Source organism: Flavonifractor hominis (genome assembly GCF_040095835.1).
In the GTDB taxonomy this organism is placed as follows: domain Bacteria; phylum Bacillota; class Clostridia; order Oscillospirales; family Oscillospiraceae; genus Flavonifractor; species Flavonifractor hominis.
Genome location: NZ_JBBMFT010000001.1, coordinates 148738 through 166953 on the forward strand (window position 1 = coordinate 148738; position 18216 = coordinate 166953).

Genomic DNA, 18216 nt, shown 5'->3' on the forward strand with positions numbered 1-18216 from the left:
GCGGAATGGACCAGAAACGTTATGACGTAGTGGTGATCGGCGGCGGACCCGGCGGGTATACGGCGGGACTGTACTGCGCCCGCTCCGGCCGGAGTGTGGCGGTGTTGGAAAAGCTTTCGCCAGGCGGCCAGATGGCCACTACCGGTATCGTGGAGAATTACCCTGGCTTTGAGGACGGGGTAGACGGCTTTGAGCTGGGGGAGAAGATGGAGCGCCAGGCCAGCCGTTTTGGGGTAGAGACTGTGTATGCTGAGGTGACGGCGGTGGATCTGACGGCCAGTCCCAAGCGCATCGACAGCAGCGAGGGCACCTTTTGGGCCGATGCCGTGGTGCTGGCCACCGGGGCCTATCCCAGGGAACTGGGGCTGCCCGGCGAGCGGGAGCTGAGGGGCCGTGGAGTGGCATACTGTGCCACCTGTGACGGGATGTTTTTCCGGGACAAGACTGTGGCGGTCAACGGCGGCGGCAACACGGCGGTAGAGGAGGCGCTCTACCTTGCCAAGCTCTGCAAAAAGGTCTACCTCATCCACCGGCGGGACAGTCTGCGGGCCTCCGCCGTTTACCGCGGGGCTCTGGACGAGGCTGGGGTAGAGATCCTCTGGAACAGCAGGGTGACGGCTCTGCGCCGGGATGGGCGCCTTACCGGTGTGGAACTGGAGGATGTGGTGAGCGGCCAGCGGCGGGAACTGGCGTGCGACGGCCTTTTTGTGGCGGTAGGGCGTGTGCCCGACACCGCTCTCTTTGCCGGTCAGGCTGAGCTGGACGGGTCCGGCTACCTGGTGGCTGACGAGACCACACGGACCAGCCTGCCCGGTGTCTTCGCGGTGGGAGATGTCCGCACCAAGGCGGTGCGGCAGATCATCACGGCGGCGGCTGATGGGGCGGTGGCCGCCCACTTTGTGGAGGAGTATCTCCTGAATCTGGAGCACGGGAAGGCGGGAAACGCCTCGTGAACGGCCTGTTCTGTGTGGCGGTGCATGCCCTGGTTTATCTGCACCGCCGGGGTTGTCAACTCTCCAGTGAGGAGTTGGCGGAGAACATCTGCACCAATCCTGCCCGGGTGCGCAAGGTAATGTCCGCTCTCAAGCGGGCGGGGCTGGTGGAGACACGAACTGGAATCGCAGGCGGCTATCTTTTCTGCGGTGATCCCTCAGCCCTGAAGCTGGAGCAGGTGGCCCGTGCGCTGGATGTGCGCTTTGTCGAGCCGGCCTGGCACAGCGGCGGTGTGGATCGTCCCTGCCTGGTGGCCTCCGGTATGGCCGGGGTGATGGACGAGGTAATGGACGATCTGGACGCGCGCTGCCACGCCCGCCTGGCGCAGCTGAGCCTTGCGGATATCGAAGAGAGATTATTGGAAGGACGGAAGTGACCGATGGGATTTCAACTGGAGACCAGTGTGCCGGTATTGACTGTATTTTTACAGGGAATTCTTAGCTTTTTCTCTCCCTGCGTACTGCCTCTGGTGCCTCTTTATGTCAGCTATCTGGCCGGCGGAGCGCGGAAGGTGGAGGCGGATGGGACCATCCGCTATCCCAGAGGAAAGGTACTGGTCAACACCCTGTTTTTCATTGTGGGCGTGAGCTTTGCCTTTTTCCTGCTGGGCTTTGGCTTTACCGCGTTGGGGCGGTTCTTCAGCTCGTACCAGACCTGGTTTGCCCGTATCAGCGGCATCATCATGATCCTGTTTGGCCTCTATCAGTTTGGAGCCTTTGGCCGCTCCAGTGCGCTGGAGCGGGAGCACAGGCTCCCCTTCCGGTTGGACCGCTGGGCGATGAATCCGCTGGTAGCACTGGTGCTGGGCTTTACCTTTAGCTTCGCCTGGACGCCCTGCGTGGGGCCGACTCTGGGCAGTGTGTTGCTCATGGCCTCCTCGGCCAGCAGCGCTGGGAAGGGCTTTTTGCTTATCGGTGTATACACCCTGGGCTTTGTCATTCCCTTCCTGGCGGTGGGATTGTTCACCGGGACGGTGCTGGACTTTTTCAAGCGGCATCAAAAGGTGGTGCGCTACACCGTGAAGGTAGGGGCGGCCCTGCTGATCCTGATGGGACTGATGACGCTGACCGGATTTATGAACGGCATCACCGGTTATCTTTCCAGCGCTGCCGGCAGCGGAGCGGCTGAGGGTCCGGCAGCTCAGCCGAGTACAGCGCCGGTCAGTGAGAGTGCCACTCCCACGCCGGAGAGTACTCCGGCAGAGGAGGAACGCCCAGTTGTCCCCGCCCCGGACTTTACCCTGACGGACCAGTATGGGGAGGAGCACACGCTGTCCGACTACGCGGGCAAGACGGTTTTTCTCAATTTCTGGGCTACCTGGTGCGGACCGTGCCAGAGCGAGATGCCGGAGATCCAGGCGCTCTATGAGGCGTACGGGAGCAATGAAGGGGACCTGATCGTGCTGGGGGTGGCCAACCCAAAGACCGACGAGAATCCTTACAACCAGGATGTGACCCAGGCGGAAGTGGAGCAGTTCCTTTCGGATAATGGATACACCTTCCCGGTTGTGATGGATCTGACGGGGGATGTGTTCTATTCCTATGGTATCCAGGCATTCCCCACCACGTTTATGATCGATACCTCCGGCAATGTGTACGGGTACGTGCCCGGCGCGTTGAGCGGCGATATCATGGAGAGCATTGTCCGGCAGACCATGGAGTCCACCGGAGAATAAAACGGCGACCCGCCATTCGGAAACATCCGAATGGCGGGTCGTTCACGATTTGGTATAAAAGTCGCACCAGGGGCGCAGGGTACAGTTTGCGCAGTCGGGCTTGCGGGCCATACATACCGCCCGGCCGTGGAGCACCATCCGGTGGCAGAAGTCGTTGGACTCCTCCGGAGGAAGGACCTGGCGCAGCTGCTGCTCCACCTTGACGGGGTCCTTGGTGCCGTCAGTCAGGCCCAGGCGGCCGGTAATGCGGATGCAGTGGGTGTCGGCCACCACCACGCCGGGGGTGTGGTACACGTCGCCCAAGATCAGGTTGGCAGTCTTTCGGCCCACGCCGGGCAGCTTCAGTAGTTCTTCCATGGTGTCGGGTACCCGACCGCCGTACTCCTCCAGCATCATGCGGGAGGCGGCCACAATGTCCCGGGCTTTGGCCCGGAAAAAGCCGGTGGAGTGGATGTACTGCTCCACTTCGCTCACATCGGCCTCGGCCAGGGATTCCAGGGTGGGGAAGCGGGCGAACAGGGCAGGCGTGACCATATTGACCCGCTCGTCGGTGCACTGGGCGGCCAGACGGACGGCAAAGAGCAGCTCATAGGGCTTGGGATATTGTAGGGAACAGAGCCCATCGGGGTAGAGCCGCTTGAGCTCCTCCACGATGGAGCACACGTCCTCGTGCTGTTTCATGCAATCACCTCTCAGACAATATAGCATATCTTCCGACAAAAAACGAGAGGGTTTTTCCGGCGTTGGTGATTGTATTTTCCTGTGAGATTTTGTATAATGAAGCAACGCGCAACATCAAGAAAGGTGGCGACAGGATTTGGTCAAGGAAATCATGGACTTTCTCACCGCGCAGGACCCGGAAGTAGGTCAGGCGGTCCGGGCGGAGTACGACCGGCAGCGGCGCAACATCGAGCTCATCGCGTCGGAGAACTTCGTCAGCCAGGCGGTGCTGGCCGCGGCTGGCACGGTGCTTACCAATAAATACGCCGAGGGCTATCCCGGCAAGCGGTACTACGGCGGCTGTCAGTGCGTGGATGTGGTGGAAGAGATCGCCCGTACGCGGGCCTGCCAGCTCTTCGGGGCCGAGCACGCCAATGTACAGCCCCACAGCGGCGCCAACGCCAACTTTGCGGTGTATCAGGCCCTGTGTGAGCACGGGGATACCGTGCTGGGCATGGATCTGGCCAACGGCGGCCACCTGACCCACGGCTCTCCGGTGAATTTTTCGGGCAAGAACTACCACATGGTGGCCTACGGCGTCAATGACCAGGGCTACATCGATTATGATCAGGTCCGTGATCTGGCCAAAAAGCACAAGCCCAAGATGATCCTGGCCGGGGCCTCGGCCTATCCACGGATCATCGATTTCAAGACCTTTGGTGAGATTGCTCATGAGGTGGGGGCCTACCTGTTTGTGGATATGGCCCACATCGCCGGCCTGGTGGCCGCAGGTTTGCATCCCTCGCCGGTGCCCTATGCCGACGTGGTGACCACCACCACTCATAAGACTCTCCGGGGCCCCCGTGGCGGTATGATCCTGTGCCGGGAAGAGCTGGCCAAGAAGATCGACTCGGCCATTTTCCCGGGCAGCCAGGGCGGACCGCTGGAGCATATCATTGCCGCCAAGGCTGTGGCTTTGGGTGAGGCACTCAAGCCAGAGTTCAAGACGTATCAAGAGCAGATCATCAAGAATGCCGCCGCCTTGGCCAAAGCCCTGATGGCGGAGGGATTCGACCTGGTCAGCGGCGGCACGGACAACCACCTGATGCTGGTGGATCTGCGTCCGGCCCATCTCACGGGTAAGGAGATGGAGAAGCGGCTGGACGAGGTCAACATCACCGTCAACAAAAACGCCATCCCCAACGACCCGGAGAAGCCCTTTGTCACCAGCGGTATCCGGGTGGGTACTCCCGCCGCCACCAGCCGTGGATTCCGGGAGGAGGATATGACGGTCATTGCCCGGCTCATGTGGCAGACTGCCACGGAGTTTGAAGCCAAGGCCGATGAGATCCGTGCCCAGGTGGCCCAGCTCACCGCCAAGTACCCCCTGTATGAGTAATGCAGACGGGCCGCCGCATGCAGCGGCGGCCCGTTTTTTCTTTGAAAAATTTAGGGGAAATCTGTAACCATTTGCCGTGTTCAAACGTATAAAAAGAAAACGAGAAAAGGGAGGCCCTGTGTATGAAACGGATACTGTCGACCCTATTGTCCCTGTCTTTACTGGCGGGGAGCTGCCTGACTCCGGCGCTGGCGGCGGAGAATGTCCCCTCTGCCTGGGCAAAAGCGGAAATAGACCGCGCAGTAGAGATGGGGCTGGTGCCCGAGCTGGTCCAGGGGAACTGGCAGCAGCCCATCACCCGTGGGGAATTTGCCTGCCTGGCGATCCGGTATCTGGCCATGGAGTATGGCTATACCGACGAGGACTTTGTGAATGCCTACATGAACTACTGTCCCGATCGCAACGGTGAATTCTGGGGCGAGGAGGACTTTGGCGACGGGCTGAGCTGGTGGCAGCGCTTTTCCGACAACGAGGGATCCTTTTATCTGACTGATCTGCCACAAGGGGAGCAGAGAGGCTACATCAACGCGGCCTACTTCATCGGTATCGTCAACGGCAAGGGGGATGGCTCCGTTTATGACCCGGATGGCGCCATCACCCGGCAGGAGGCGGCCTGTATGCTGGCCCGCAGCTATGAACAGCTGGATCCAGAGGATCACCGGGTGGCACTCTACAGTGACTATACCGATTATGATACCATGGCCGACTGGGCTAAGGACGACATTGCTGCCATGGTAGGACTGGATGTGATGGGGAGTACCTCCAACACAGAAATGGTATTTGATCCCCTTGGTACCTACAGCCGGGAGCAGGCGGTGGTCACCTTCCTGCGCCTTTACGAGGACGCCCCAGTGAGCCGGAGCAAGGAGAATGTGGCCAAGCTGGAAGATGCCGCCTACGAGCGGGCGGTATGGAACGCGCTGCATAAGCTGGGGATCACCGACTCCCAGGTGCAGTTCCGGGCGGATACCCAGTATGGTACTGTTCTGGCCCTGAACTACAGCGGGATGATGCAGTTTTATGAGACGCTATTGTTCATCCGGCGGGACGGGCGTACCGTCACCCTGTCCGGCCAATCCGCAGGGGCAGATTGGGCGGTGAGCGAGGATGAGTCGACCCTGACCTATACTGTTGACGGCAAGCAGTACCAGGCGGATCTCACCACTGGCCAGGTCACAGAGCGGACCTGACTCTTTACGGACAATCGAACGTGTGTTAGAATGGAGCGGAAGTAATTCCGCTCCATTCTTTGCAACAGGGAGGTTGTTCCCATGACATACCGGCCTTTGGCGGATGAGATCCGGCCCCAGACTCTGGATGAGGTGGTGGGCCAGCGCCATATTTTGGGCGAAAACGGCCTGCTGCGCCGTATCATCAAGGGGGGGAATATCCCCAATCTGATTTTCTACGGCCCGTCGGGCACCGGTAAGACCACCGTGGCCAACCTGATCGCCCGTCGTACCAACCGGCCGCTCCACCGGCTCAACGCCACCACGGCCTCCATTGCGGATATCAAGGCTATCATCGGGGACATCGGTACTATGCTGGCCCCCGACGGGGTGTTGCTCTACCTGGATGAGATCCAGTATTTCAATAAAAAGCAGCAGCAGTCTCTGCTGGAGTTTATAGAGAACGGGAAGATCACCCTCATTGCCTCCACCACGGAGAACCCCTATTTTTATGTCTATAATGCGGTGCTCAGCCGCTCCACCGTTTTTGAGTTCAAGCCCATCGAAGCCGCTGATGTGTTGCCAGCCGTGGACCGGGGCATCCGCCTCATGGCCCAGCGGCTGGAGGGGGAGGCGGTCTGTGAGGACGGAGTACGGGAGCACATCGCCTCTGCCTGCGGCGGAGATGTGCGCAAGGCCATGAATGCCATTGAGCTGCTGATGAACTCCGCCCGGCGGCAGGATGGAAAACTTCTGGTCACGCTGGAGGATGCTCGGATGATCGCCCAGCGCTCGGCTATGCGGTACGACCGGGAGGGGGATGACCACTACGACATTCTCTCCGCTCTGCAGAAGTCCATCCGGGGCTCTGACCCGGACGCCGCCTGCCACTATCTGGCCCGTCTGCTGGAGGCGGGAGACCTGGTGTCCGCCTGCCGGCGACTGATGGTCATCGCCTGTGAGGATGTGGGTCTGGCCTATCCTCAGGTCATTCCCATTGTCAAGGCCTGTGTAGACGCGGCCAATATGCTGGGTCTGCCTGAGGCCCGAATTCCTCTGGCCGACGCGGCTCTCGTCATGGCCACTGCGCCCAAGTCCAACTCGGGAGAGAGCGCCATCGACGCGGCGCTGGCTGATCTGCGGCGGGGCAGGACGGGGGACTACCCCCGGCACCTGCAGAATATACACGCCGATTCTGCCGGCCAGGAGCGGGAGCAGGGATATCTCTATCCCCACGCCTTTCCACACCACTGGGTCCGCCAGCAGTATCTGCCCGATACGCTGGTGGGAACCCGCTACTATGAGTACGGCGATAATAAGACCGAACAGGCTGCCCGGCGCTACTGGCAGGAGATCAAAGGGGAGTGAGTCAGCCGGCAAAGATGGTCTCCGCCCCAACCTTGGTGCAGCCGGGCGGGGCGTATTTCCATTTGTCCAACCGGCCGCGGGTAATGAAATAGTGCAGCGGCGGCGGCGCCTCCGGGGGTAAGGTGTCGATGACCAGCAGCTTGATCTTCATCCGTTCCGGCAGGATAGCCTTGATGTAGACCGAGACCCGCTCACCCTCTTCCAGACCGGGGCGCAGTTCGGCCAGACCGGACAGGTTGGGGGTCAGCTCGATGAACACACCGTACTCCTTTCGACCACGTACTATACCGGGCACCGTCATCCCCGGCTGGAAGCGGGCGGCGTTTTCTGCCCAGGTGCCCAAAAGTTCCTTATGGGTGAGGTAGACCCGGCTCAAGGCCGGGTCTATATCCAGGACGGCGGCATAGATCTCCTGCCCCACCCGAAAGCGTTCACTGGGAGAGGAGATACGGGAGACGGAGATGCTCTCCATACCGATAAGAGAACACACACCGCAGCCGATGTCTACAAAAGCTCCAAAAGGTTCCAGATGGGTGACCGTGGCCGGAATGACCTGTCCCGGTTGAGCGTGTTCCATCAGGTAGGTCAGGGCGGACTGCTGAGCACGGCGGCGGGAGAGGCGGGGACACAGGACACCGTCCCGCTCTTCCAGCGCATCAATCTGTACACAGACCGGTTTGCCTACCCGGGAGAGAATCGCGATGTCCCGGGTAGTGCCTTCCGCAATGCCGAGAGCGGTTTCCTCCCGGGGGATCCAGCCGACAAATGGACCCAGCTGGACCAGCAGGTTGTGCTCGGCGTCGCACAGCTGAGCGACACCCTCCAAAAGCTCTTCCCGCTCCATGGCTCGCCGCAGGGTGGCGGCAGAGGCACAGGCGGCCCGGTTTTCCGGTGTATGAAGCAGACGCCCTTCGGGCAGAAAGCGGCTCATCAATATGACCAATCCTTTCTTTCTTCCATACGCTCTTTTTCGGGATGCAACACTATATGCGCCATCCAAGGCTGAATTGACAGCGGAGAGAGGGGAACTTATAATAGAAGTTACCCAGCGAACAGGAGGAGAAGCGGAATGGATGTCCATGTGGGCGACGTATTGGAGCTGAAAAAGGAACACCCTTGCGGAAGCCGGAACTGGCTGGTACTGCGGGTAGGTATGGACTTCCGGCTGCGCTGCCAGGGCTGTGGGCATGAGCTGATGCTTCCTCGCAGCAAGGCGGAAAAGAGCATCCGGAAGATCTTGCGTTCCCAGGGTTCTACGGAATAAGAAGCGTCCCGGCCAGAGGCCGGGACGCTTTCTTTTTTTGGTGGCCGCAATGTGACCTTTTTTGTGGACAGGGGGTTTTATAATAAGCTGCGGTGCCGAAAGGGGGGCGGAACATGACAGTAGTGTATTTGGACGCATTGTTTCTGCTCAACTTCGTGGTTGATTACCTGCTGTTGCTGGCCTCCGGCCGCCTGGCGGGGGAGGTACTGCACCGCGGTCGCCTGGCGCTTGGGGCGGCAGTGGGTGCGGGATATGCTGCAGCGATATTCCTGCCTGGAATGGGGTTTTTGCTGCACCCGCTGTGCAAGGTCGGAGCCGCTCTATTGGCTCTGCTGGCGGGATATGGGCACAGCCGCCGCTTGCTGCGGGTTACGCTGGTCTTTTTTGCGGTGAGCGCCGCCTTCGGGGGTGGCATTTTTGCGCTGGAGCTGTTTGGAAATCGTGGCTTGACTTTGAAGAACGGGATCTTCTATTCGGCCATGGATCTTCGGCTCATTCTGGTGTCGGCAGCGGGGTGTTATGTGCTTATCACCCTGCTCTTTCAGCGTTCAGCCCGCCACAGCGCAGCCCGGCGGGAGCTGGTGCCAGCAGTACTTACATTGCAAGGGCGGCGGGTGGTGCTGACAGCTTTGGTGGACACGGGCAATACTTTGACGGATCCGGCTACCGGCCGTCCAGTAATGGTGGCGGAAGGAGAGAAGGTAGCCGCCCTCTTTCCGCCAAAACGGGCTCCAGCACCAGAGGAGCTGAGAGACCCGGTGGCAGTCATGGAGCGCCTGAGTGAAGAGGGGTGGCAGGGGCGCTGCCGTCTGCTTCCTTACCAAGCGGTAGGAGTGGAGTGTGGGATGCTGTTGGCACTGCGGCTGGACGGGGCTAAGATCGGCGGTGAGGATTACGGAGCGCTGCTGCTGGCCCTTTCACCAACCCCTTTGACCGACGGGGGAGGATACTGTGCACTGATCGGTACATAAAAAGGAGGGGCGGAATGAAACAATGGAAGCTGCGCCTGTATGTGCGCGTGCAGAGGCTGCTGGCTGGATTGGGGCTTCAGCTGCCGGGAAAAATCATGTACATTGGCGGGAGCGACACATTGCCTCCGCCGCTGTCCAGAGATGAGGAATCAGAGCTTATCTCAAAGCTGGAGCAGGGAGATGAGGCGGTCAAATCCAAGCTCATCGAGCGCAATCTGCGCCTGGTAGTATATATCGCCCGCCGCTTTGAGAACACTGGGGTGGGGATTGAGGATCTGATCAGCATCGGTACCATTGGACTGATCAAGGCCATCAACACGTATCAGCCGGCCAAAAACATCAAGCTGGCTACCTATGCATCCAGGTGTATTGAAAATGAGATCCTGATGCACCTGCGCAAAACGGCCAATCTCAAAAGTGAGGTGTCCTTTGATGAGCCGCTGAACACGGACTGGGATGGCAACGAGCTGCTGTTGTCCGATATCCTGGGTACGGAGAGCGATCTGGTGATGAAGCCCATCGAGGCAGACGTGGATCGCAAGCTGCTCTTTGACGCGCTGGAAAAACTGGACGACCGGGAGCGCCAGATTATTACCATGCGCTTTGGGCTGGACGGACAACAGGAGCGGACCCAGAAGGAGGTGGCCGACCGGCTGGGTATCTCCCAGTCCTACATCTCACGGCTGGAAAAGCGCATCATCTCTCGATTGAAAAGGGAGATTTTAAAGTTGCTGTAGGGGGCGAAGGAAAGGTCTTGACAGAAAAAGATTACTGGTGTAAACTTTTGATAGACTACAACAGTAAACTTTCTGGAGGGACTGATATGTGCAGCAGTGCAGAAAAGATCCAGGATGCGGAGCTGGAAGTGATGCAGGTCTTATGGCAGTCGCCTCAGCCGGTGGCTCTGGCGGAGCTCCGCCGGACTTTGTCAGCCAGGTGCGGTTGGGAGGATTCCACCGTCAAGACTTTGCTGCGCCGTTTGTGTGAGAAAGGTGCGGTCAGACTGGAGCGCCGGGGGATGTACCGGGCGGTCCTTACCCGGGCAGAATATGACCGGTGGTCTACCCGGCATTATATTGGAAAGGTATTTGAAGGAAGTGCCAAAAAGCTGGTGGCCGCTCTGTTGTCCGACGGCCAGTTGAGCGAGGCGGACATCGCTGAGCTGTCCGCCCTGTTTCATGGGGAGGAGCCAAAATGAAGGGGGTTCTGCTCACCATACTTTCCCTTTCCTTGTCCGGCTCGCTGCTGTGTGCACTCCTGTTGGCTTTGCGCCCGCTGATTCGTCACCGCTTGCCCAAGGCCGTTTCCTATTACGCCTGGCTGCTGGTTCTGTTCCGCCTCCTGGTGCCTGTGGGCTATGGAGTGTCTCTGCCTGAACCGCCCCAACCCGTGCTGGACACAATGCAGCAGCAAGATGCTCTTTTGCACCAAGCAGATCCGATGGAACAGGAACACAGCCCTGCCGGAGCGGCTGTGCCGGAGGAGCATCCTGCGGAGACGGACCAGAAAACAGAGGAGCTGGAGCCGGTGTTCTCCCTTTTCGATGCTCTGTTTTTCCTGTGGCTGGTGGGGACGGTGGTCAGCCTGGGTTGGCACATTGCCGCTTATGTTGCCTTTTCCGGCAGACTGAAACGGTCGCTTGCTCCGCCACGGGCAGAGGAATTGGCCCTGTTTGAGTGCTTGAAGGGGAAAACGCGGGTGCGTTTGGTATGCAGTAGCCAGGTAGATACCCCCATGCTGATGGGGCTGCTGCATCCGGTGATCGTTCTGCCCCAGAACAGTCCGACGCTCAGTGAGGCGGAATGGTCCGCTGCTCTGCGCCATGAGCTGACTCACTGTAAGCGGGGTGACCTCTTCTATAAATGGTTGATAGTATTGGCGACCGCTCTCCACTGGTTTAATCCACTGGTCCATTGGATGGGGCAGCAGATCGCTCTGGACTGTGAGCTCTCCTGCGACGAAGCGGTGCTCTCCGCTTTGACGCCGGAGGAGCGGATGGGCTATGGAGAGTTGTTGCTTGCCCTGGCCGCCCGGCGCAGACTTCCCACCGGTGTGACGGCCACCACCCTGTGTGAGGAGAAGCGGCAGCTGAAGGCCCGACTTCAGGGGATTTTAGGCTACCGGAAACCCACACGGGCTGCACTTTGTCTGACCCTGATCCTGGTGCTGGGGTTGACCTGCTGTGCCTGCGGGGTGCTGGATCTGACGGGGCAGACTGCTTCCTCAACGCTTCCCACGTCTGCTGGTGAAGCAGGGGAAGAGGATCCCTATGAGGCGATCCTGGCCCGGTATGAGGAGGCTCTCGCTCTCCGGCAGCCGGATGACTACCCTGACCTGCCCAATGCCATGACCAATCCTTACTGGGCCTGGGGAGACACCGACAGCTTACTGGACCGGACAGGGTATGCGCAGATGGATCTGAACGGGGATGGTGTGGAGGAACTGCTCCTGGGATGGACTGGGGGCGAGTTCTGGAATCTGGATGAGGGATACGTGTTTGCTGTCTATACTCTGGTAGACGGTCAGCCTGTCCTGGCGGTGGAGGGGTGGGAACGGAGCCTCTACGTAGTGGGTACCGACGGATTCCTTTACCATCAGGGCTCCAGCGGCGCGGGAAGAACCGAGTGGTATAAGTACCGGTTCGATCCAAAGATGGAGGGATATCTGGAGACGGTGGAGCAGGTTTCCGAGCCCGAAGATGGCCAAGACGCTGTGACTGTGGGGGAAGGGTGGATGGCCTCCGGGATGTCCATCCCCTATACTCCTTTTGCGCTGCCGACTGAGGAGGAAAGCTCCTATCAGGACGAGGAGGAAAGCTCCTATCAGGACGTTCTGGTGGGCAATGCCACATTTCTGTATTGGGCGGAGGACGCGGAAGAACCGGTGTCCAAATCCATCGCGGAGGTTCCGGCTTTATTTAGCCCGGACAGCCCTTATGCAGAGATTTACCAGTTTGCAGTTCTTGATCTGAACGCGGACGGAACGGAAGAGGTGGTCCTCTGGATCACCGATGTGGGCAACGATATGGGAGGCTATTTGATTCTCCATAAGAAAGACGGTATGGTCTATGGCTTTCCCAGCCACTGGCGTACCTTCTGGGATCTGAAGACCGACGGCACATTTACTTATTCGTATTCAGCCGGTTTCGAGGATGGTGTGGCGGCCATCCGCTTTACGGAAACGGGCTATGAGATGGACCGACTTATCCGCGGCATGGGGGAACAGTATGTGTTCCACACGTTTGAGGTGAATCATCAGCCTGTCTCTCAGGCGGAGTACGAGGCTGCCTGGGAGGCTCAGGACCGGAAACCGGACGCACCGTGGTATGAACTGACGTTAGACAACATAAAAAAATTTATCTGAAGCAAAGATGGTTGACCAATCGCTCTGCGCCAAGGAATACGGAGTGAACCCATTCCAGGAGAAACAACAATACGATGTAAAGAAGCTAACCGCAAGTCCTCGTAAGGACTTGCGGTTAGCTCAGCTCAAAGTTCGGATGAATGACCACTGAGGCAGCGAAACCCTACAGGCGGTTCCCAACTCAGAAGAGCCGTGAGTAGATAAAAGTTTCAAACAGCCATTGACAAATAGAGGCCTGCTGCATATACTAATCATATCAAAAGTTTTTGATTTGATATGAGGTGAACAGATGGGATCCCACCAGGAGGACGCCAAGGTGTTCAAGGCATTGTGTGACCCGAAGCGCCTTGCCATTTTAGAGCAATTGCGCAGCGGTGAGAAATGCGCTTGCGTCTTACAGGAACCGATGGATTTGACGCAATCCGGGTTGTCCTACCACATGAAAATCTTGTGCGATTCTGGTATTGTAACCAGTCGGCAGGAAGGAAAATGGACACATTACCGCTTGAACCCATCTGGCGGAGCGTGGGCGCTGGAACGGTTGCGGGCCATTCTTACGCCCAATACAGAACAAGAGGATCACTGCCCATCCTGCGGCAGAAAAACGCCATCATAATATCGATGGCGTTTCTCTTGAATTAAAACATCAAAAATTTTTGATATGTTATCTGCTTTATGAAAAGTGAGGTTTCTGTCATGGGCGTATGGCAATTCGTTCAAAATGAGATTTTAGGAATGAAATGGTTAAATGGGTTAATTGGCAATGGCCTATCTATGCTAGGAGTGGATATAGGTGGACAGCTTGGCGGCAGCGTTCAGTTTTTCCTCTATGATGTGATCAAGATTACCGTTCTCCTGTGTTTTCTGATTTTTGTCATTTCCTATATCCAAAGCTACTTCCCTCCGGAGCGCAGCAAGAAGATTTTAGGTCGTTTTCATGGAATCGGTGCAAACATCATCTCTGCCTTGCTTGGTACAGTGACTCCATTTTGCTCCTGTTCCTCTATCCCGCTGTTTATCGGCTTTACCAGTGCGGGACTTCCTTTGGGCGTGACATTCTCTTTCTTGATCTCCTCTCCAATGGTGGATTTGGGCAGTCTGATATTGTTGATGAGCATCTTTGGAGCGAAGGTAGCGGTGATCTATGTGCTGCTCGGATTGGTGATTGCCGTTGTGGGCGGCACAATCATTGAAAAGATGCACATGGAGAAGTATGTGGAGAGCTTTATTCTTTCCGCCGGGAGCGTAGATATTGAGTCTCCTACTTTGACAAAAGTGGAGCGTGTGAAGTATGCAAAAGAACAGGTTTCCTCCACCTTCAAAAAGGTATTTCCCTATATTTTAGTGGGTGTTGGGATCGGTGCGGTGATTCATAACTGGATACCGGAAAGCTGGATTGAGACTGTTTTGGGCAGCCACAATCCCTTTGGGGTGCTCCTGGCGACACTGGTGGGTGTTCCTATGTATGCGGATATATTCGGTACAATCCCGGTGGCGGAGGCTCTGCTTGCAAAAGGCGCACAGATTGGTACGATCCTGGCCTTTATGATGGCGGTTACAACGCTGAGTTTGCCATCTATGATCATGCTGCGCAAGGCCGTCAAGCCGAAACTGCTGGCTTTATTTATTGGTGTGTGCACAGTTGGCATTATTGTTGTCGGCTACTTGTTTAATATATTCCAGTACGTTTTCATTTAATTTAGGAGGTATGAAATATGGGGCTTTTTAGCAGAAACAAGGGAGAAAAAAAGTATTCTTGCTGCTGCAGCGGCAGCTGCACACCTGAGGCAATGGTCCGGGCGGAGGCTGACAAGATCTCCAACGGCGTCAAAGTGCTTGGTTCCGGCTGCGCCAAATGTAATGCCTTGGAGCAGGCTACCCGTGAGGCGCTGGCAGAGCTGGGCATGGAGATTGCGATTGACCATGTGACAGATTTCACGCAGATTGCCGCTTATGGGGTGATGACGACTCCGGCGTTGGTAGTAGATGGAAAAGTAGTATCCTATGGTAAAGTTCTGAAAAAGGACGAGGCCAAGGCGCTGATCCAGAAGGTTCGGGGGTAACCCATGTGTCAAAAGCCAAAAGTAGCCTTCGTGTGTGTCCATAATTCCTGCCGCAGTCAGATAGCAGAAGCGCTTGGCAAACTGTTGGCGGCCGATTCGTTTGACAGCTGTTCCGCAGGGACGCAGACCAAGCCGAAGATCAACCAGGATGCAGTACGACTGATGAAACAGCTCTATAGTATAGATATGGAGCAGGGGCAGTACAGTAAACTGTTGTCTGAGATTCCCCCAGCTGACATTGTGATCACTATGGGGTGCAATGTATCCTGTCCGTCGTTGCCTTGCCAATACCGGGAGGACTGGGGACTGGATGATCCAACCGGAAAGGATGATGATTGTTTTTTAGAAGTGATCCACAGCATTGAGAAAAAAGTTTTGGAACTGAAAAGCAGAGTAGATGATGGATTGTTATAGTTTTTCAAAACGATATGATCCCAGAGGAATACCCTATAGACAGCAGCTTTCAGTTAACACAGAAACTGGCGTACAAACTAGATCATGTTAAAATGTACAGGCACCCATCTTCAGCGGAAGAAGCGGAGATGGATGCCTGATTTTTATCCCACCTTTGAGGAGCCCATGAGTGAAAAAGGGAGGCTGTGCCGAAACACAGCCTCCTTCCACAGGAACAAATATTAAGGATATACGGACAGGTTCCGATATTGTCCCGATGGAACGCTAGAGAAAGACGGTCATTTTTGCGTGGATGGTGTTTTATAGGCCCAGGGTGTCAGTCAGTTCGCTTTTCATCTGGTCCATTCGCCGTACCGCCCGGCGGGCCATGCGGCGCACATCGGGACTTTGCATGCTTTTGGCTGTGACGGCCATGCCAATGGCTGCACCGGCCAGTACACCCAGTCCCATACCTTCCAGAAATGCGTGTTTGGTCATATTTGCGTTACTCCCTTCTGTGCTCGGTGTCCGCTTTTATTATTGCCGGAAAAGCGGAAAAATGCGTTGCTAAAATATGCGATTCAAGTTATAATGAAAAAGGATATGGAAACTTGTTTTGAGGAGGGGACGGGGGAGGCCTGGACCCTTTTTCTATGCGCGGAAGGAGTGATTGCGAGTGAAATTGCTCATACGCCAGGGCCGTTTGGTGGACCCGGTGGGCGGTATCGGCGGCGTCATGGACATTTTGATGGAAGACGGCAAAGTGGCCGTTATTGGCAGCAATATTTTCGAGCCGGAGGCTCAGGTGATTGATGCCCGCGGGCTGACGGTCTGCGCCGGCCTGGTAGATATGCATGTGCACCTGCGCGAACCGGGATTTGAGTATAAGGAAACCATTGAAACTGGTACTCTGGCGGCAGCTCACGGAGGATTTACCTCTATTGCCTGTATGCCGAATACCAGGCCTACTGTGGACTGTCAGGAGCAGGTAGACTACGTCAAGCGGCGAGCTGCCGAGGCCTGCGGTGTGCACGTGTGGCCCATTGGTGCGGTGACGAGAGGGCAGAAAGGGCAGGAACTCACGGATTTTGAAGCTCTGAAAGAGGCAGGTGTGGTGGCGCTATCGGATGACGGCGTACCGGTGCAGAGCGCTAATCTCATGCGGGACGGACTTATCCTGGCTCACCGGCAGAATCTGACCATTCTGTCCCACTGTGAGGATGCCGACATGGTTAAGAATTATGCCGTCAACGAAGGGCGTATCTCCCGCCAGCTGCGGCTGGACGGACGGCCCGCCATTGCCGAGGAACTGATGGTGGCCCGGGATGCTATGCTGGCGGAGGAGACCGGCGCGGCGGTGCATATCTGCCACATCTCCACAGCCAAGTCGGTAGCTATCGTCCGGCGGTATAAGCGCAAGGGTGTTCAGATTACCTGTGAAACCTGCCCCCAGTATTTCAGCCTGACGGAGGATGAGATCCTCTCGCAGGGCACCATGGCCCGGGTCAATCCGCCTCTGCGTACCAAGGCGGATGTGGAGGCCATCATCGAGGGACTGAAGGACGGCACCATCGATGCCATTGCCACCGACCATGCGCCCCATTCCGCTGAGGAGAAGGCCCGGCCGCTGACCGAGGCCCCCAGCGGCATGGTGGGACTGGAGACCGCCCTGGCGGTGACGTTGACCTACCTTTACCACACCAAGGAGTTGGGACTGTCCGACATCCTGCGCAAGATGACCATCAACCCGGCCTGTATCCTGCGTCTGCCCACCAAGGGCCGGTTGGCCATCGGGTCGGATGCTGACGTAGTCATTTTTGACCCGGACGAGGAGTGGACGGTGGACCCGGAGCGGTTTGCCTCCAAGGGCCGCAATACCCCCTTTGCGGGGAAGAAGCTGAAAGGCAAGATCAAATATACCGTGGTAGGCGGAAACATCGTCTACCAGGAAGGAGTTTAAGAGCCATGTCCTTTGATGTACTGCAGGAGAAAATCATCGCCAAGAAAAACCCCACGGTGGCTGGGCTGGATGCCAAGCCGGAATATGTACCTGAACATATCCGCAAGGTGTCCTATGAGAAATACGGTCAGACCCTGCTGGGTGCGGCCGACGCTATCTGGGAGTTCAATAAAGGCCTGATCGACGCGCTGTACGATGTGGTCCCCGCTGTGAAACCTCAGGCGGCCTATTATGAGCGCCTGGGCTGGGCTGGTATGGCCCTGATGGAAAAAACCATCCGCTATGCCCATGAGAAGGGGCTGTATGTCATCGCCGACATCAAGCGGGGCGACATCGGCTCCACCGCTGAGGCGTATTCCGATGCCTGGCTGGGTGCCACCAAGGTGGGGGATGTTCTGTGCGAGGGCTTCAACGCTGATTGTGTCACTCTCAACGGTTATATGGGCTCCGACAGCGTCAATCCCTTCCTCAAGACCTGCAAGGAGCGGGACAAGAGCGTTTTTGTGCTGGTCAAGACCTCCAATCCCGGTTCCGGCGAGCTGCAGAACGTGCCTGCGGGTGCAGATGATACAGTCTATGGCCTGATGGCTGAGCTCATTGAGAAGTGGGGTGCGGGTACCGAGGGCAAGTATGGCTATACCATGGCCGGCGCTGTGGCGGGGGCCACCCATCCCGACGAGCTCAAGCAGATCCGCGCCCGTATGCCCCACACTTTCCTGCTGGTGCCCGGTTACGGCGCCCAGGGCGGCACCGCTGAGGATGTGCAGTATGCCTTCCAGGCTAACGGCCACGGTGCCATCGTCAACTCCTCCCGGGGTATTATGTGTGCCTGGCAGAAGACTGGCAAGGACGGCCTGGATTATCAGCAGGCGGCCCGGAACGCGGCCATTGCCATGCGGGATGACATCGCGCGCTTTACCACCATCGCGTAAGCAGAC

Annotated in this window: 20 protein-coding genes; 17 read left to right on the forward strand and 3 right to left on the reverse strand. The window is 57.5% G+C overall.

All coding sequences use genetic code 11. The features are described from left to right. The first annotated feature begins 5 nt into the window (after positions 1-5). From trxB to WMO45_RS00780, 3 genes are read left to right on the forward strand one after another with little or no spacing between them, the layout of a single operon-like run. Entirely contained in the window at positions 6-953 is a 948-nt protein-coding gene (gene trxB / locus WMO45_RS00770; RefSeq protein WP_349138720.1) for a thioredoxin-disulfide reductase, read from the forward strand. Beyond that, positions 950-1369: an RrF2 family transcriptional regulator gene (locus WMO45_RS00775; RefSeq protein ID WP_349138721.1), complete on the forward strand. Its 420-nt coding sequence runs from the start codon at positions 950-952 to the stop codon at positions 1367-1369. The genes trxB and WMO45_RS00775 overlap by 4 nt, the downstream gene beginning before the upstream one ends. Before the next feature lie 3 nt (positions 1370-1372). Continuing rightward, on the forward strand, positions 1373-2668 hold the full coding sequence (locus tag WMO45_RS00780) for a redoxin domain-containing protein (RefSeq protein ID WP_349138722.1): 1296 nt from the start codon (positions 1373-1375) through the stop codon (positions 2666-2668). A gap of 42 nt (positions 2669-2710) precedes the next feature. Here WMO45_RS00780 and nth read toward each other — a convergent pair whose 3' ends face one another. Next, on the reverse strand, positions 2711-3349 hold the full coding sequence (gene nth / locus WMO45_RS00785; RefSeq protein ID WP_349138723.1) for an endonuclease III: 639 nt from the start codon (positions 3347-3349) through the stop codon (positions 2711-2713). Positions 3350-3485: 136 nt separating this feature from the next. Between nth and glyA the strand changes: the two genes are divergently transcribed. The 3 genes from glyA (at position 3486) to WMO45_RS00800 (ending at position 7264) form a co-directional block, all read left to right on the forward strand. Then, positions 3486-4727: a serine hydroxymethyltransferase gene (gene glyA / locus WMO45_RS00790; RefSeq protein WP_349138724.1), complete on the forward strand. Its 1242-nt coding sequence runs from the start codon at positions 3486-3488 to the stop codon at positions 4725-4727. Positions 4728-4849: 122 nt separating this feature from the next. Continuing rightward, complete coding sequence (locus WMO45_RS00795; protein ID WP_349138725.1) at positions 4850-5917, forward strand: S-layer homology domain-containing protein; 1068 nt, start codon at positions 4850-4852, stop codon at positions 5915-5917. Positions 5918-5998: 81 nt separating this feature from the next. After that, positions 5999-7264 (forward strand): replication-associated recombination protein A, encoded by a 1266-nt coding sequence (locus WMO45_RS00800; protein ID WP_349138726.1) that lies wholly within the window; start codon positions 5999-6001, stop codon positions 7262-7264. 1 nt (position 7265) lies between these two features. Here the strand turns inward: WMO45_RS00800 and WMO45_RS00805 are convergent, their stop codons facing one another. Then, on the reverse strand, positions 7266-8195 hold the full coding sequence (locus WMO45_RS00805; RefSeq protein ID WP_349138727.1) for a S1 RNA-binding domain-containing protein: 930 nt from the start codon (positions 8193-8195) through the stop codon (positions 7266-7268). A gap of 138 nt (positions 8196-8333) precedes the next feature. Between WMO45_RS00805 and WMO45_RS00810 the strand changes: the two genes are divergently transcribed. The 9 genes from WMO45_RS00810 (at position 8334) to WMO45_RS00850 (ending at position 15339) form a co-directional block, all read left to right on the forward strand. Next, on the forward strand, positions 8334-8528 hold the full coding sequence (locus WMO45_RS00810; protein ID WP_349138728.1) for a DUF951 domain-containing protein: 195 nt from the start codon (positions 8334-8336) through the stop codon (positions 8526-8528). A 113-nt stretch (positions 8529-8641) separates the two neighbouring features. Next, positions 8642-9499 carry a sigma-E processing peptidase SpoIIGA gene (locus tag WMO45_RS00815; RefSeq protein WP_349138729.1) on the forward strand — a complete coding sequence of 286 codons (858 nt, stop codon included), beginning with the start codon at positions 8642-8644 and terminating at the stop codon, positions 9497-9499. Positions 9500-9513: 14 nt separating this feature from the next. Further along, positions 9514-10236 carry an RNA polymerase sporulation sigma factor SigE gene (sigE, locus tag WMO45_RS00820; RefSeq protein WP_349138730.1) on the forward strand — a complete coding sequence of 241 codons (723 nt, stop codon included), beginning with the start codon at positions 9514-9516 and terminating at the stop codon, positions 10234-10236. A gap of 86 nt (positions 10237-10322) precedes the next feature. Continuing rightward, complete coding sequence (locus WMO45_RS00825; RefSeq protein ID WP_349138731.1) at positions 10323-10697, forward strand: BlaI/MecI/CopY family transcriptional regulator; 375 nt, start codon at positions 10323-10325, stop codon at positions 10695-10697. Continuing rightward, a complete protein-coding gene (locus WMO45_RS00830) occupies positions 10694-12862 on the forward strand; it encodes a M56 family metallopeptidase (RefSeq protein ID WP_349138732.1) in 2169 nt (722 codons plus the stop codon). The genes WMO45_RS00825 and WMO45_RS00830 overlap by 4 nt, the downstream gene beginning before the upstream one ends. A 289-nt stretch (positions 12863-13151) precedes the next feature. Then, complete coding sequence (locus WMO45_RS00835) at positions 13152-13478, forward strand: ArsR/SmtB family transcription factor (protein ID WP_349138733.1); 327 nt, start codon at positions 13152-13154, stop codon at positions 13476-13478. Between the two features lie 80 nt (positions 13479-13558). Beyond that, entirely contained in the window at positions 13559-14560 is a 1002-nt protein-coding gene (locus WMO45_RS00840) for a permease (protein ID WP_349138734.1), read from the forward strand. 17 nt (positions 14561-14577) lie between these two features. Next, positions 14578-14925 carry a thioredoxin family protein gene (locus WMO45_RS00845; RefSeq protein ID WP_349138735.1) on the forward strand — a complete coding sequence of 116 codons (348 nt, stop codon included), beginning with the start codon at positions 14578-14580 and terminating at the stop codon, positions 14923-14925. Positions 14926-14928: 3 nt separating this feature from the next. Beyond that, positions 14929-15339: an arsenate reductase ArsC gene (locus tag WMO45_RS00850; RefSeq protein WP_349138736.1), complete on the forward strand. Its 411-nt coding sequence runs from the start codon at positions 14929-14931 to the stop codon at positions 15337-15339. 300 nt (positions 15340-15639) lie between these two features. Here the strand turns inward: WMO45_RS00850 and WMO45_RS00855 are convergent, their stop codons facing one another. Then, on the reverse strand, positions 15640-15816 hold the full coding sequence (locus WMO45_RS00855; RefSeq protein ID WP_349138738.1) for a hypothetical protein: 177 nt from the start codon (positions 15814-15816) through the stop codon (positions 15640-15642). A gap of 178 nt (positions 15817-15994) precedes the next feature. Here WMO45_RS00855 and WMO45_RS00860 point away from each other — a divergent pair, with 178 nt between their 5' ends. Together WMO45_RS00860 and pyrF are read left to right on the forward strand one after the other, a co-directional pair. After that, the gene (locus WMO45_RS00860) at positions 15995-17278 is read left to right on the forward strand and encodes a dihydroorotase (protein WP_349138740.1); all 1284 of its coding nucleotides are present in this window, start codon (positions 15995-15997) and stop codon (positions 17276-17278) included. Between the two features lie 5 nt (positions 17279-17283). Continuing rightward, complete coding sequence (pyrF, locus tag WMO45_RS00865; RefSeq protein WP_349138741.1) at positions 17284-18210, forward strand: orotidine-5'-phosphate decarboxylase; 927 nt, start codon at positions 17284-17286, stop codon at positions 18208-18210. The last annotated feature ends 6 nt before the right edge of the window (positions 18211-18216 follow it).

Coding starts and splice junctions, on each gene's coding strand:
- trxB (WP_349138720.1), top strand. CDS start 6: ATGGACCAGAAACGTTATGACGTAGTGGTGATCGGCGGCGGACCCGGC.
- WMO45_RS00780 (WP_349138722.1), top strand. CDS start 1,373: ATGGGATTTCAACTGGAGACCAGTGTGCCGGTATTGACTGTATTTTTA.
- nth (WP_349138723.1), bottom strand. CDS start 3,349: ATGAAACAGCACGAGGACGTGTGCTCCATCGTGGAGGAGCTCAAGCGG.
- WMO45_RS00795 (WP_349138725.1), top strand. CDS start 4,850: ATGAAACGGATACTGTCGACCCTATTGTCCCTGTCTTTACTGGCGGGG.
- WMO45_RS00800 (WP_349138726.1), top strand. CDS start 5,999: ATGACATACCGGCCTTTGGCGGATGAGATCCGGCCCCAGACTCTGGAT.
- WMO45_RS00805 (WP_349138727.1), bottom strand. CDS start 8,195: ATGAGCCGCTTTCTGCCCGAAGGGCGTCTGCTTCATACACCGGAAAAC.
- WMO45_RS00810 (WP_349138728.1), top strand. CDS start 8,334: ATGGATGTCCATGTGGGCGACGTATTGGAGCTGAAAAAGGAACACCCT.
- WMO45_RS00815 (WP_349138729.1), top strand. CDS start 8,642: ATGACAGTAGTGTATTTGGACGCATTGTTTCTGCTCAACTTCGTGGTT.
- sigE (WP_349138730.1), top strand. CDS start 9,514: ATGAAACAATGGAAGCTGCGCCTGTATGTGCGCGTGCAGAGGCTGCTG.
- WMO45_RS00825 (WP_349138731.1), top strand. CDS start 10,323: ATGTGCAGCAGTGCAGAAAAGATCCAGGATGCGGAGCTGGAAGTGATG.
- WMO45_RS00830 (WP_349138732.1), top strand. CDS start 10,694: ATGAAGGGGGTTCTGCTCACCATACTTTCCCTTTCCTTGTCCGGCTCG.
- WMO45_RS00835 (WP_349138733.1), top strand. CDS start 13,152: ATGGGATCCCACCAGGAGGACGCCAAGGTGTTCAAGGCATTGTGTGAC.
- WMO45_RS00840 (WP_349138734.1), top strand. CDS start 13,559: ATGGGCGTATGGCAATTCGTTCAAAATGAGATTTTAGGAATGAAATGG.
- WMO45_RS00845 (WP_349138735.1), top strand. CDS start 14,578: ATGGGGCTTTTTAGCAGAAACAAGGGAGAAAAAAAGTATTCTTGCTGC.
- WMO45_RS00850 (WP_349138736.1), top strand. CDS start 14,929: ATGTGTCAAAAGCCAAAAGTAGCCTTCGTGTGTGTCCATAATTCCTGC.
- WMO45_RS00855 (WP_349138738.1), bottom strand. CDS start 15,816: ATGACCAAACACGCATTTCTGGAAGGTATGGGACTGGGTGTACTGGCC.
- pyrF (WP_349138741.1), top strand. CDS start 17,284: ATGTCCTTTGATGTACTGCAGGAGAAAATCATCGCCAAGAAAAACCCC.